Genomic DNA, 12,683 nt, shown 5'->3' with positions numbered 1-12,683 from the left:
ACATGGATATGTCGAAATACAAAGTGATGTTTCTCACTGAGGCGCGGGAACATCTGCAGAAAATGAGTGCCCAACTGGTGACAGTTGAAGCGGATCCCTCAAATCAGAATGGGATTGATGCCTTGTTTCGTCAGGCTCATTCCATAAAAGGGATGGCCGCTTCGATGGGGTTCATGCAGACGGCAGGGTTGGCGCATCACCTCGAAGACACCCTGGATCTCTTTCGGCAGAAGGGGCATATTACGCCTGAGGCGATCGACTCTCTTTTAGCGGGAGTCGATTTGCTGGAAGCTTTACTCGAGGATATTGATGCCGATCGAGAAGAGCGTAAGGTCGAAGAGTTCTATCATGCCAAAGAGCTTCGCCATGAAGTGGCTGAGGTTGCGGATGCTGGTACTGTATCCCCAACGGTAGTCGAAGAGAAATTTCGGCTCCAGCTGAGTCTGCACGACAAAGTCGTTTCACCTGCGGCTCGATTTCTGGTTATTTTGCGACATCTGTCAACCTTGGGAAAGGTGTTAACTAGTGACCCGACTCAGGAACAAATCCTGCGTGGTGGTGTTGTTCGCCATCTTGATCTGACTCTTCAAACCTCTCTGGATATCGGGGCTATTAAGGCCTGTCTCAAAAATTATTCTGAAATTTCTAATAGTGACGTGGCCTTGCCAGAAACGAAACCAGCCGCCCAGGGTGCAGGTTCTGCAGGTGCAACGGTAAGAGTTGGTACTGATCTCCTGGACCGCTTTATCAGTTTGACCGGTGAGTTGATTACGAGCCGTTACATGCTTCAGAGCGCTGCTGGAGCAAAAGACTGGGGCGCCATGAAAGATGGTCTTGGACGTCTTGCGCGCCTGGTTAAGGATCTGCATCATCAGGTGTTGCAGGTCCGTATGATGCCGATTGACACAGTCACCGGGCGGCTGCCGCGCTTGGTTCGTGATTTGTCACGTAAATCGAATAAGGATATCCGTCTCGAACTTGAGGGGACCGGGATCGAACTTGACCGCTCCATCTTGGAAGAGTTGACTGACCCCCTTGTCCATATGGTCCGCAATGCCATCGACCACGGGATAGAGCAGAAGGGGACGATAACGGTGCGGGCCTGGCGCCAGCGTGATCAGGTTATGCTGCAGGTTGCGGACAACGGCGCGGGAATGAATCCTGAGACCCTGCGGCGACGTGCGTTCGAGAAAGGGCTCATCAGTCAGGCGCAGTTGGAGGCGATGCGCGACTATGATGCTTTACAGCTGATTTGCCTTCCCGGCTTTTCAACCGCCCCTCAGGTCACAGAAACTTCTGGTCGCGGTGTGGGAATGGACGTGGTGAAGTCCGCTGTCGAGAAGCTGGGTGGGGTGCTGCACATTGACGCGGTTCAGGGACGTGGGACGCGCTTTACCCTGAAACTGCCCCTCTCTGTCGCCATCATTAAGGTCCTGTTGTTACATGTTGACGGGAAACAGGTCGCTCTCCCGATAACTCGCGTGCTGCAGACAATTGAGGTCGACCGGCACCAGATTCAAATCAGTGGCAAGCAACGGGTCTTTTCTCACCATGAAGAGCTGCTCCCGCTGATTTCGTTGCGTAAAATCCTCAATTTACCGATCCCTAAGGCGGCAGAATTTGTTGCTGTCGTGGTGACCGAAGTTCTCGGCCGCAAAATTGGCTTGGTTGTCGATGGCTTTTCCGGTCAGCGAGAGGTTTTTGTGCAGAAGGTGCCGAGTCCGGTGGATCGTTTACACGGGCTGGGAGGAGGAACTATCCTGGGGGATGGACGGATTGTTTTTATCCTTGATATTCAAGGTTTACTCGAACGCCGACGCTGATCCCGGGAGTCGGAAAATGACACGCCAAAAATTAAATACTCAACAACTTCTTCGACTGGAGCGGTCGGTTCAGGCCGGACTTGACGCTGCAGGTAAAACCCTGAAAATGTTGTTGGATGGCAATATCCGGATTGGGATTATCACGCCTGAGGTAAGTCTAGTTGGCGTTTGCGTCAGCCTTGGGCTGAATGGTGCGCTCACCGGAGGTGTTACTATCCTGTTACCAGAGATGCTGGCGGTAGAGATCGTAAAAAAACTGACTGCCGACGCCCACCCCTCCCTTCTTGATGAGCAGGCCCGTTCAGCGATCAAGGAGTTCGGTAATATTCTGGCCTCAGCTTTTGTTGTTCACTTCGATCAGCACCAGGGCCTGAGAACTATGCCGACACCACCAGATTTGAGTTTTGTCAGGCAAGACCCTCCAGTGTTTGACAGCCTTTTCTGGGCCGAGTTCTATTGGAGTTCCTGTTTGGAGCGAGGACAGGTACTGGTTGGTCTTGATAGCCCGGCCCTGGATATTCTGCTGGCGGGGTAGGCGGTCAGTTGGGGAGGAAAAGTGTTTTGCCAGTCAGGTAGTCCAGAAATCTGTTAGACTTTCGAAAAAATAGAAAAAACGGATTAAACCATGATTAAATCCGAAGGAGCTTGAAATGAAAAAATATATCATCCTGTTGCTACTCATATTAGTCCCCGGAGTTTGCGGTGCCGTCAATATCAGTCTGAATGATGTTGCCGAGGCACTGCAAAAGCCGTTTAAGCCAGGTGTTGTCCAGGCGCGTGGCAGTGACAAGTCGGGAATCTTTGATTTTCAGGCTGATTTTTTTCAACAATCAAAAATCGCCGCAATCGACCGCATTCAACGTGGCAGTGGCTACGTTAGCTTCCGTTTCGATTACCGGGGAGGATCACAGGTGCCGCTGGCGATGTTTCGCTGGGAATACCAGGAGCCGGCCCGTCAGGAAGTCGTCTCTAACGCCGAGACCATGTGGGTCTATCTTCCGGAGAATCGGCAGGTTATAGTCAGTGATATCGCACAGGCGACCCAGCAACACGCCGATAACCCGATGACCTTTCTGACCGGTCTTGGGAACCTGTCACGGGATTTCAGCGTACGCTGGGCGATTCCGGATCATGACCAGGATGGCAATTATGTGCTTGAACTGAAACCGCATCGGGTCTCAAGCCTGATTAACTCGCTGCAGATTGTGGTCGATCGTCGAGCAGTGACCGATTATGTCGAACATCATCAGGTCGGAAATTATTTTCCAATTCTGGCCACCACCGTTGTTGATCCGGCCAATAATAGTACGTCCATCGAATTCTCAAACGTTAGATTCAACCGTGGCCTCCCAACCAGCTTTTTTCAGTTTATCCAGCCCGCGGGGGTTGACGTGGTGCGACCTACCGGAACGAAGATGGGCTTCTAGTTATTACTGGCGGGGATCTCCGTCAGTTCGCGCTAATATGAATGGCAAAATAAGGACCGTCCCGGAACTTTTATCCGGGGCGGCCTTTGTGTTATATGTCATGGTTTCCGGGCGCGTTCTGCCCCGCTCAATTTGAAAGAAGGAGATTTTTGCCATGCCAAGTTTTGATGTGGTTTCCAAGGTCGATATGCAAGAAGTGGACAATGCCGTCAATCAGGCCGTCAAGGAGATCGGCACCCGTTATGATTTCAAGGGGACAACCAACGAAGTCGAACTGGTGGCCGAGGGGCTTAAAATATTGGCAGCCGACGAATATAAGCTTAAGGCGATAAAAGAGATTCTGATAGAAAAACTGGTGCGGCGGCAGGTTTCGCCCAAGTGCTTCAATTATGGTGCCGAAGAGAATGCCTCGGCAGGGGCCGTGCGTCAGAAGGCCACGATCGTACAAGGGATCAGTAAAGAGAAGGGGAAGGAGATTGTCAAAGCAATCAAAGAGTCGAAGCTCAAGGTTCAGGCTCAGATAATGGAAGAACAGGTGCGGGTGGCTGGTAAAAAAATTGATGATCTACAGGCCGTAATGCAGTTGCTTAAACAGAAAGATTTTGACGTCGAACTTCAATTTGAAAATATGCGTTCCTGATCCGTGTGAACAGAACGATGATGACCAAAGGACACCTGTGAAAAAATTGAAAATCAGCCTGGTCAGCCTTGGCTGCCCGAAAAACCTGGTGGATGCAGAAGTTATGCTCGGTCATTTGCCGGCAGAACGCTTTGAGATTATCGCTGAAGATGAGTTGGCCGATATTATTGTCGTTAACACCTGTTCTTTTATCCAGGACGCCAAAGAAGAGTCGATCGAGACTATTCTGGATGTCGCTGATTACAAGCAAACCGGGAAATGCCGGATGTTGATCGTCAGTGGCTGCCTGCCTCAGCGTTATCAAGAAGAGCTGGCCGAACAGCTCCCCGAAGTTGATCTGTTTATGGGAACCAGTGATGCGCCGCGGATTGTCGCGTTGATCGATCGTCAGTTCGGTCGCAAAGAGAGTTCGACGGAAATCGGCATACCGGATTACCTCTATGATCACAGCACCCCGCGTTTGAATTCTTCCCCCTTTTATACCAACTATATCAAGATCGCCGATGGCTGCTCCAACCATTGTTCATACTGTATCATCCCGCAGTTACGCGGCGCTTTACGCTCACGAAGTGTTGAATCCGTCGTCACGGAGGCCCGGGCCCTAGCCGAAAAAGGGGTCCGTGAAATTAACCTGATCGCACAGGATATCACTGCCTATGGTGCCGATCGGCAGGACGGGGCGGCGATTGAACCGCTGTTGCGTGAGCTGGTAAAAATTGAAAAGTTGGACTGGATTCGCCTTTTATATGCCTATCCGGACGGAATTAGCGATGAGTTGATTGCCCTGATCGCAGGTGAGGAGAAAATTTGTAACTATCTGGATATCCCGCTTCAGCATATTGATGATCAGATTCTCAAGCAGATGAATCGGCGTCTCGACTCCGCCGGGGTGAAACGCCTTTTGCAAAGGCTGCGACAACAGATCCCTGATTTGACCCTCCGGACCTCATTTATCGTCGGATTTCCGGGGGAGAGCGCCGCACAATTTGAAAAATTGCTCCACTTCGTTGAAGAGGGCCATTTCGAGCGGGTCGGAGTGTTCGCCTACTCGCGTGAAGAAGGGACTGGCGCTGCCAAGCTTAAAGGGCAGATCCCGGATCGCACCAAACAGAGCCGGTTGAGACGTTTGATGATCGCACAGGCCAAAATCTCCTTTGAGCATAACCAGGCCCTGGTCGGGAGTATAAAAAAAGTTCTGGTCGAGGGTTTCAGTGAAGAGACCGAACTGCTTCTTAAGGCACGGAGCGCCGGGCAGGCTCCAGATGTCGATGGGTGCTGTCTGATAACCGCCGGACAGGCAGAGGTCGGGGAGATGGTCGAACTGCGGATTTCTGATTCATCGGAGTATGATCTTATTGGTGAAATCGTCGAGGACTCGGGGTGCTGAATCGTCCCTTAACCCTGATTCTCGGGTTTTTCCTTATCCTGTTGCTGGTCTGGTGGCAGCGCCCTGAGCCTTCGACCGAGGTCGCTCGTACGGCTTTGATTATGGGGACTCTGGTCGAGATCAAAGTTGTTGGCACTGACGTAAAAAATATAGAAAGGGCGATATCCGCCGCATTTGCAGTGATGCGTGACGAGGAACAACGGTTTTCGCCGGAGATTGAAACCAGTCAGATTTCCGCGATCAACAAGGCAACGGGGCCGGTTGCCGTCGATGCACAGGTCGTGGAGGTGCTGCACCTGGGGCTGAAGGTTGCGCGGGAATCACACGGTGCCTTCAATATGGGCCTGGGTGGGCTGGTCAAGCTGTGGAATTTTCAGGCTCTTCACCCACAGGCGCCGACAGAAGAGCAGATCAGGGCGTTGATTCCAGTGAGTCCCGAAAATCAGCTGGAGATCAAGGGTATGCAGGTCAAGCGCCTTGATCCGCGCGTTCAGCTTGATTTGGGTGGGATTGCCAAGGGCTATGCGGTCGATCGGGCGCTGGAGGTTTTACGCGCTGCAGGTCTCGTTTCGGCGAGCATTAACGCCGGTGGAGATATAGGTTTATTGGGTGGTCACGGTGAACGGCCATGGAAGATCGGCATTCAGCATCCGCGCAAAGCTGGTGAGTTGTTGGCGACGATCGAACTGCGTGAGCGCGCGATAGTGACTTCAGGCGATTACGAACGATTCTTTATGCAGGATGGAGTGCGTTATCATCATATCTTTGATCCACAAACCGGGATGCCTGCGCGGGGGTGCCAGAGTGTCACGGTTATCGCCGCAACCGTCGGCGAAGCGGATGCACTGGCAACCGCAACTTTTGTTCTTGGCCCCCAAGCGGGGTTGGCCTTTCTCGAGAAATATCCTGATGTCGAAGGTCTGATCGTAGCCGCTGATGGGCATGCCGTCATGACCAGTGGTCTTAAGGATCGGCTAAAATGGCGGTGACTTCGCTCTGGCAACGGATTACTCGCACTGATTGTTGGGTCATCTGTCTGCTGGTGTCGGCCCTGCTTATCAGCCTTTTTTTGAGCCTCGGCCGTCCCCCTGGAGAGCAGGTGATTGTTTATACGGGGGAGAAGATCGCTTTTGTCGGACCCCTCAACCAGAATCGCCAACTTGAATTTCAGGGGCCACTCGGAAAGACAGAAATTGAAATTAAAGGGGGGCAGGTTCGGGTGCTGGCATCCCCTTGTCCGCGCAAAATCTGTATCGGCATGGGGGAGGTTCATCGCAGTGGAGATCTTCTGGCCTGCGTGCCCAATCGAGTGGTGGTGAGGATTGAAGGGGAAGCTGCGGGGGGATATGACCTGCTCAGTCGGTGACGATCAGCATCTGGCCCAGACCCGGCAGCGCGTTTTCATGGCGCTGTTTATCGCTCTGGCGGTCGGCTTGCACACCTTTGAGGTTCTGCTGCCGAATCCACTCCCCTGGTTTCGTATCGGGCTTGCAAATATCCTGGCGTTGACAGCGCTCTCCTTCTATGGATTGCGGGCGATGTGGATTCTTAGTCTCAGCCGGGTTTTCATCGGTAGCCTCCTGATCGGCAACCTCTTCGGTCCGGGGTTTCTCCTCTCATTCACCGGTGTTCTGGGGGCCTGCCTGCTGATGAGTGCCGGGGCTATCTTGCTCAAGCGAGGAATCGGGCTGGTCGGGCTTTCGGTACTGGGCGCTACTGGGCATGTTTTTGGGCAATTGCTGATTGCCGATCTGGTTGTGGTGCAGCACCAGGCGATCTGGCTGCTGTTACCGGTTTTCCTGCTGGTTGCCCTGGTCAGCGGAGTGATTAACGGTTTGGTTTCTGACCTGCTGGTCGATTACCTGCTGCGGCATCCGGCCTTTTCCACCGTCCGTAAAGGGTTCGGATATCATTTTCCGACTGAGGAAAAATAGCATGCGCAAATATATATTTTTGCTGATCTGTTCGCTGCTGGCGGCCTGCGCAGCTGGGACTCATCCGAAGGCCGGGGTTGAACCCGAAAGCCTAATCGACCTTCCCCAGTTGCGCGCCGGACTGTCCCAGCTTCCCGGAGTTCTGGTCTCTGGCACCGACCCTTTGACTGTCAGGTTTCCGGTGGGGACCCTATTTGCGACCGGCTCCGTTTTACCAATGCCCGGTGGTCCGGACATGCTTGATCCTATGATCCGCCTGATGAAAGACTCTCATCGCACCTGGCAGCTGACATTGCGCGCGAAAACTGGAGAAGGAAAGGCCTATGACCAGAGTCTTGCTGACGCGCGGCTAATCGTCATGCAAACCTATCTGAAGAGTTCAGGGGTGAATTCAAGCAATATAACCTTTAACGCTGTGGCCGGAGAGGGGGCGCCGCTTGAAATGCAGCTCCTTCAGAAGGGATCAACCACCGACAAGGGAGTAAAAAAATGAAGGTCATTCTACCTGTCGCCGGCAAAGGGACCCGCCTGCGCCCGCACACTCACACCAAAGCCAAGTCTCTGGTGCATGTCGCCGGCAAAACCGTCCTGGAACATATCATCAGTCGTCTTGAGCCTCTCCCCGTCAGTGAATATCTGTTTATAACCGATGAAAACGGGCAGCAGGTGCAAAATTTCATGGAGCGTAAATTTCCCCACTTGAAGTGTCGCTATTTTGTCCAGCAGCAACGCCTGGGACCGGCTCACGCCGTGGCTTTAGCGGCCCCGGCGATTGAGGACGGAGACGATCTGCTGGTGGTCTTCAATGACACGATTTTTGTCGCCGATCTGACCAAAATTCCACAACTCTGTACCGACGCTGACGGCCTGATCTATTCCAAAGAGGTTGAAGATTACCAGCGCTTTGGCGTCAATGTGGTGCGTGACGGGCGGATTGTCGATATGGTCGAAAAGCCAGATAAGCCGATCTCGCGCCTGGCACAGGTCGGGCTCTACTATCTGAAGGATGGTCGCGGCTTCATGAAGGTGATCGAACAGACCATCACCGCAGGAGATACGGTGAAGGGGGAATATTACCTGCCTGCGGTCTTTATGCGCATGATCGCCGCTGGTCAGACTCTCCGCGCCCCCGAGATCGAAGCCTGGCTCGATTGTGGCAAACCCGAAACCTTGCTCGAAACCAACCGCTTCCTGCTACAGGGTCGGCATCATAACCATGGTGTGGTGGAAAATTCGGTTCTGATTGAACCGGTACATATTGAACAGGGCGCCATTATAAAAAATTCAATTATCGGGCCGAATGTCTCGGTTGCGGCTGGGAGTAGAATAGACAAGAGCGTCATCTCCGATTCGATTATCAATGCCGAAAATCACGTCACCAATATGATCCTGGATCAATCCTTGTTGGGTGATGTGGTGACCCTGGTCGGCTCGCCTCGGCGGATGAATATTGGTGATCACTCGATCATTGAAATGGATCAGTAAAGGGATACAGTGAACGGAATGACCATCGAGCAGATACTACCCTATCTGGTCCCCCCTCTGCTTGGGGCGCTGATCGGGTATGTCACCAACTATATTGCCATCCGCATGCTGTTCCGGCCTTTAAGGGCCTGGCGCATCTTCGGCATTCGCTTGCCTTTGACCCCTGGAATTATCCCGGCCAAGCGCGGGGAACTGGCGCGCAAAATGGGCGATATGGTCGGTGATCACCTGTTGACCGCAGATGATGTCGGGCGCGCCTTCGCAAAGGAAGGTATCCAGCGCGAATTACGCATGGCGGTCACGGACAAGCTCGGAACGCTGCTTGACCGTGAGCTTGGGCCGCTCGAGACCCTGGTGCCGGCGCGCTTTCGTCCGCGCTTTCGGGAGCTGGTCGCACTGGTGCGCACGAAACTGGCAAAGTTGATCTTTGCCTATCTGCAGAGCGAGCAATTTGAAGAGCAGCTGCGCACCTATCTTTTGTGTCAGACCGATCAGTGGCTGGCCCGAGATCTTAAGGGGTTTCTTACCCCGGAGCGTTATCAGCTTCTGCAGCAGCATCTTGATACGAAGCTGAGTGCTTTTTTTCAATCTCCGGAATTGGCAGAAACCGTCGGTCAGTATGTTGATCACAAGACGCAACGGCTTATCGCCAGCCAGCGCCCCCTGCGTGAACTTCTGCCGCCAGAGCTGGTTGAACTGCTGCTGAATCAACTTGAACGGGAAATACCTCCCCTGATCGAACGTTTCGGCGGGATGCTTTATGATCCTGACTTTCGCGAAAGACTGGTCACAAAAGGGAAGGGTGCGGTCGATTCCTTTCTCGATTCTTTGGGGGGGCTGGCGGGGCTGCTGAGCGGATTTATGGATCTGAACAAGATCTATGCAAAGATCCCCGAATTTCTGGACAAGGCCGGGGACGAGGTCGCCGCCTGGTTGAAAGAGGAGAAGACCCAGCAGCAACTGGCCGGAGCGATGCGTGAACGGATAGAAGCGCTGCTGGAGCGTCCCTTGGCGAGCTATCTGGACAAGCTCTCCCATGAAAAGGTCAGTGGCATGCGCGGGTTTGTGCGGAAACAGGCGCTCGTTGCCCTGCAGTCCAGGCGCACCGCAGATACCGCATTAGGCTTGGCCGAGACGGCCCTGGACCGGCTCAAAGACCGCTCATTCGACAGCATGCTGCGCGCAAGTCTGCCGGCTGGCACGCTCGAAACCTTGCAGAAGCAGTTGGCCGACCAGTTACTTGAATTGCTCCGTTCACCTCAGGCACAGCAAACCCTTGAGCGCGTACTCCTTGAGCAAAGTGAAGCATGGCTGTATCGAAAACCACTCGGACTGCTCTCGGCGCGGATGCCGCATGATCTGCGTCAGGAACTCGAAACGGCTCTTTGTCAGCTGGTCGAGGATCTGTTGAAAAGGGAAGCTCCGCGCCTGGTCGAAACCCTGAATGTGCAGCGGATGGTCGAAGAGAAGGTCAACAGTCTGGATCTGCTTCAGGTTGAAGGGCTGCTGATGGGGATCATGCAGGAGCAGTTTAAATACATCAATCTGTTCGGGGGGCTGCTTGGGTTTCTGATCGGCCTGCTCAATCTGTTTCTCCTCCGGTTGATCTGAAGGCTGACCCTGCCCGGCAGGATCTGGTGAAAGGAAGTGGTCATGTTTGATGATCCTGTTTTGAAAACGCAATTACAACGCGTGCTGGCTGCCGTCGAACAGTTACTGCCCCCAGCGATTGAGCCGCTTGACTGGCAGTCTTGCCATGCCGCGAGCTGGCGTCGCCAGTCCTTTGCCGGGTTTCTGCATCCGGTTGATGCGCTCGATCCAGTGCAGCTCGACGATCTGCTCGGCATTGACGCCCAAAAGCGCATTTTGGAAGAAAACACCTGTCAGTTCCTCGATGGATTCCCGTCAAACAATGTCCTGCTCTGGGGGACGCGTGGTACCGGCAAGTCGACCCTGGTGCGCGCCCTGCTCAATCGTTATGCCGCCTCAGGATTGCGCGTTATTCAGGTCGATAAAGATGATCTTGTCTACCTGCCCGATATCTTTGCTGCAATTCGCGGACAGGCGTATCGTTTCATTCTGTTGTGCGATGACCTTTCGTTTGAGCCGGGAGAAACGGGCTACAAGGTGCTGAAGAGTGCGTTGGATGGCTCGGTCTATGCTGCGCCAGAAAATGTGCGGATCTATGTCACCTCCAACCGCCGTCATCTGTTGCCCGAATATGAAACCGACAATCTCGGGGCTAAAATGGTGAATAATGAGATTCATCACGGCGAGGGGGTTGAAGAGAAAATCTCGCTCTCGGACCGCTTCGGCCTCTGGGTCGCGTTTAACAGCTTCAGTCAGGATCAGTATCTTGAAGTGGTAGAAAAAACCCTCGCCCGGATCTGTCACCAGCAGGGGATTCCCCCACTGTGGGATAAGGAGCTGTGTAGCGAGGCGATTGAATGGTCACGCGCCAAGAGTAAGCGTTGTGGGCGAACTGCGCTGCAGTTTGCTCAGTATTCAGTTGGACGACGTATGCGGAAGGATAAAAAATGAACATGACCCGTGCTTATTTCGCAGCTGGTTGTTTCTGGGGGGTGGAAAAGAAATTCGCTGAAGTTTCAGGCGTGACTGCGACCGTCGTCGGTTATATGGGGGGCGACTGGCCGAACCCGGCCTATGCACAGGTCTGTACGGGAGAAACCGGACATGCCGAGACTGTCATGGTTGAATTTGATCCGCAGCAGGTCAGCTACACTAGGCTGTTGGAGCACTTTTGGCGGCTGCATAACCCGACTTGTAGAAATTATCAGGGTCTGGATATTGGCAGCCAATATCGCAGCGCTATTTTTTATACGGAAGAAGATCAACGAAGAGCGGCCGAAAAGAGCCGACAAGCTGAAACCGACTCCGGTCGACACGCCGCCCCGATCGTTACCGAAATTACTTCAGCCGGGATTTTCTGGCGTGCTGAAGATTATCACCAGCAGTATCTGGACAAGTAGACTCGGCGCTAAATGCGTCCGAAATTTGATTTCACTGCATGCGATGCCTCGCCTTGAAAAGACCCTAAATCTTCTGTAGCACGAAATTTAATTTCGTAACATTTGTACTTGACGGGCAAATACTGTTTTCCTAAAATCCGGTGTCACGAATATTGCATTGGTGTTACGCCGGAGGATTTAAATTATGGATTACCGTTGGCGGTTGTTGCTGGTTTGCGCTTTGATTCTGTGCTCTGCATCCATTGCGATGGCACATTTTGGGTTGATTCTGCCGTCGGATGATATTCTGACACAGACCGACAATCGGACCCTCAGTTTGCAAGTCAAGTTTCTTCATCCATATGAAGGGCATTATCTGGAAATGGTGAAGCCGCAGCGTTTTGGTGTGCTTCATGCGGGGAAAATAACGGATCTGAGTGACAAATTACAGGCGCGCAAAGGGCGCGGTCCGACTCAAACGCGGGATTTTACCTACTGGGTCGGTGACTACAAGATCCGGCGACCCGGCGATTATACCTTTTTTGTAGAACCAACCCCCTACTGGGAGCCCGCCGAGGACAAATATATCCTTCACTACACCAAGGTTTGTGTCGATGCTTTTGGTTTGCAGACGGGATGGGACCAGGCCGTCGGCCTGGAAACTGAAATCGTGCCACTGACCCGGCCCTATGGCTTGTGGACGGGGAATCTCTTTTCGGCACAGGTGCTGCTAAAGGGGAAGCCCGCGGCGTTTATTGAGGTTGAGGTTGAATATCTGAACGAGGCGGCCGAAGGCGCACCGATTCATGCGCCGAGTGATCCCTTTGTGACTCAGGTGGTTAAGACTGATGGCGGTGGAGTATTTCACTTTGCCATGCCGAAAAGCGGTTGGTGGGGCTTTGCCGCCTTAAGTGAAGCAGATTGGAAATTGCAACATGACGGCATCGATAAGGCTGTTGAAATTGGAGCAGTTTACTGGGTGCATGTGACCGATCTGCAGTAATTTCAAGGAGATAAA

Annotated in this window: 14 protein-coding genes; all 14 read left to right on the top strand. The window is 53.1% G+C overall.

Going from position 1 to position 12,683, the window contains the following annotated elements; all coding sequences use genetic code 11:
• Positions 1-8: 8 nt before the first annotated feature.
• The 14 genes from D888_RS23485 (at position 9) to D888_RS0119170 (ending at position 12,668) form a co-directional block, all read left to right on the top strand.
• Positions 9-1,823, top strand: coding sequence for a chemotaxis protein CheA (locus D888_RS23485; RefSeq protein WP_020678204.1), 1,815 nt, complete (start codon positions 9-11; stop codon positions 1,821-1,823).
• 16 nt (positions 1,824-1,839) lie between these two features.
• Positions 1,840-2,358, top strand: a complete 519-nt coding sequence (locus tag D888_RS0119230) for a chemotaxis protein CheX (RefSeq protein ID WP_020678203.1) — start codon at positions 1,840-1,842, stop codon at positions 2,356-2,358.
• Positions 2,359-2,473: 115 nt separating this feature from the next.
• Entirely contained in the window at positions 2,474-3,250 is a 777-nt protein-coding gene (locus D888_RS22555; protein ID WP_020678202.1) for a LolA family protein, read from the top strand.
• Between the two features lie 154 nt (positions 3,251-3,404).
• Positions 3,405-3,890 (top strand): YajQ family cyclic di-GMP-binding protein, encoded by a 486-nt coding sequence (locus D888_RS0119220; protein ID WP_020678201.1) that lies wholly within the window; start codon positions 3,405-3,407, stop codon positions 3,888-3,890.
• A gap of 37 nt (positions 3,891-3,927) precedes the next feature.
• Positions 3,928-5,277 carry a 30S ribosomal protein S12 methylthiotransferase RimO gene (rimO, locus tag D888_RS0119215; protein ID WP_020678200.1) on the top strand — a complete coding sequence of 450 codons (1,350 nt, stop codon included), beginning with the start codon at positions 3,928-3,930 and terminating at the stop codon, positions 5,275-5,277.
• On the top strand, positions 5,271-6,266 hold the full coding sequence (locus D888_RS22550; RefSeq protein WP_020678199.1) for an FAD:protein FMN transferase: 996 nt from the start codon (positions 5,271-5,273) through the stop codon (positions 6,264-6,266). The genes rimO and D888_RS22550 overlap by 7 nt, the downstream gene beginning before the upstream one ends.
• Positions 6,257-6,643 carry a NusG domain II-containing protein gene (locus tag D888_RS0119205; RefSeq protein WP_020678198.1) on the top strand — a complete coding sequence of 129 codons (387 nt, stop codon included), beginning with the start codon at positions 6,257-6,259 and terminating at the stop codon, positions 6,641-6,643. The genes D888_RS22550 and D888_RS0119205 overlap by 10 nt, the downstream gene beginning before the upstream one ends.
• Complete coding sequence (locus D888_RS0119200; protein WP_020678197.1) at positions 6,624-7,211, top strand: Gx transporter family protein; 588 nt, start codon at positions 6,624-6,626, stop codon at positions 7,209-7,211. Before D888_RS0119205 ends, D888_RS0119200 begins: the two co-directional genes overlap by 20 nt.
• A 1-nt stretch (position 7,212) precedes the next feature.
• Complete coding sequence (locus tag D888_RS0119195) at positions 7,213-7,704, top strand: OmpA family protein (protein WP_020678196.1); 492 nt, start codon at positions 7,213-7,215, stop codon at positions 7,702-7,704.
• Positions 7,701-8,696 carry a sugar phosphate nucleotidyltransferase gene (locus tag D888_RS0119190; protein ID WP_020678195.1) on the top strand — a complete coding sequence of 332 codons (996 nt, stop codon included), beginning with the start codon at positions 7,701-7,703 and terminating at the stop codon, positions 8,694-8,696. The genes D888_RS0119195 and D888_RS0119190 overlap by 4 nt, the downstream gene beginning before the upstream one ends.
• 18 nt (positions 8,697-8,714) lie before the next feature.
• Positions 8,715-10,307, top strand: coding sequence for a DUF445 family protein (locus tag D888_RS0119185; RefSeq protein WP_020678194.1), 1,593 nt, complete (start codon positions 8,715-8,717; stop codon positions 10,305-10,307).
• Between the two features lie 42 nt (positions 10,308-10,349).
• Positions 10,350-11,237: an ATP-binding protein gene (locus D888_RS0119180; RefSeq protein ID WP_020678193.1), complete on the top strand. Its 888-nt coding sequence runs from the start codon at positions 10,350-10,352 to the stop codon at positions 11,235-11,237.
• Positions 11,234-11,686: a peptide-methionine (S)-S-oxide reductase MsrA gene (msrA, locus tag D888_RS0119175; protein WP_020678192.1), complete on the top strand. Its 453-nt coding sequence runs from the start codon at positions 11,234-11,236 to the stop codon at positions 11,684-11,686. Before D888_RS0119180 ends, msrA begins: the two co-directional genes overlap by 4 nt.
• 184 nt (positions 11,687-11,870) lie before the next feature.
• Positions 11,871-12,668, top strand: coding sequence for a DUF4198 domain-containing protein (locus tag D888_RS0119170; RefSeq protein ID WP_020678191.1), 798 nt, complete (start codon positions 11,871-11,873; stop codon positions 12,666-12,668).
• The last annotated feature ends 15 nt before the right edge of the window (positions 12,669-12,683 follow it).

Origin of the sequence: Geopsychrobacter electrodiphilus DSM 16401 (assembly GCF_000384395.1) — a bacterium.
GTDB classification, from domain to species: domain Bacteria; phylum Desulfobacterota; class Desulfuromonadia; order Desulfuromonadales; family Geopsychrobacteraceae; genus Geopsychrobacter; species Geopsychrobacter electrodiphilus.
Note: the sequence above shows the minus strand (reverse complement) of the source record. Positions and strands in the feature narration are given on the sequence as shown.

What these genes read in the sequence shown, in the direction of transcription:
- D888_RS0119195 (WP_020678196.1), top strand. Translation starts at nt 7,213, where the DNA reads ATGCGCAAATATATATTTTTGCTGATCTGTTCGCTGCTGGCGGCCTGC.
- D888_RS0119170 (WP_020678191.1), top strand. Translation starts at nt 11,871, where the DNA reads ATGGATTACCGTTGGCGGTTGTTGCTGGTTTGCGCTTTGATTCTGTGC.
- D888_RS0119190 (WP_020678195.1), top strand. Translation starts at nt 7,701, where the DNA reads ATGAAGGTCATTCTACCTGTCGCCGGCAAAGGGACCCGCCTGCGCCCG.
- D888_RS0119230 (WP_020678203.1), top strand. Translation starts at nt 1,840, where the DNA reads ATGACACGCCAAAAATTAAATACTCAACAACTTCTTCGACTGGAGCGG.
- msrA (WP_020678192.1), top strand. Translation starts at nt 11,234, where the DNA reads ATGAACATGACCCGTGCTTATTTCGCAGCTGGTTGTTTCTGGGGGGTG.
- D888_RS0119180 (WP_020678193.1), top strand. Translation starts at nt 10,350, where the DNA reads ATGTTTGATGATCCTGTTTTGAAAACGCAATTACAACGCGTGCTGGCT.
- D888_RS0119205 (WP_020678198.1), top strand. Translation starts at nt 6,257, where the DNA reads ATGGCGGTGACTTCGCTCTGGCAACGGATTACTCGCACTGATTGTTGG.
- D888_RS22555 (WP_020678202.1), top strand. Translation starts at nt 2,474, where the DNA reads ATGAAAAAATATATCATCCTGTTGCTACTCATATTAGTCCCCGGAGTT.
- D888_RS0119185 (WP_020678194.1), top strand. Translation starts at nt 8,715, where the DNA reads ATGACCATCGAGCAGATACTACCCTATCTGGTCCCCCCTCTGCTTGGG.
- D888_RS23485 (WP_020678204.1), top strand. Translation starts at nt 9, where the DNA reads ATGTCGAAATACAAAGTGATGTTTCTCACTGAGGCGCGGGAACATCTG.
- D888_RS0119200 (WP_020678197.1), top strand. Translation starts at nt 6,624, where the DNA reads ATGACCTGCTCAGTCGGTGACGATCAGCATCTGGCCCAGACCCGGCAG.
- D888_RS0119220 (WP_020678201.1), top strand. Translation starts at nt 3,405, where the DNA reads ATGCCAAGTTTTGATGTGGTTTCCAAGGTCGATATGCAAGAAGTGGAC.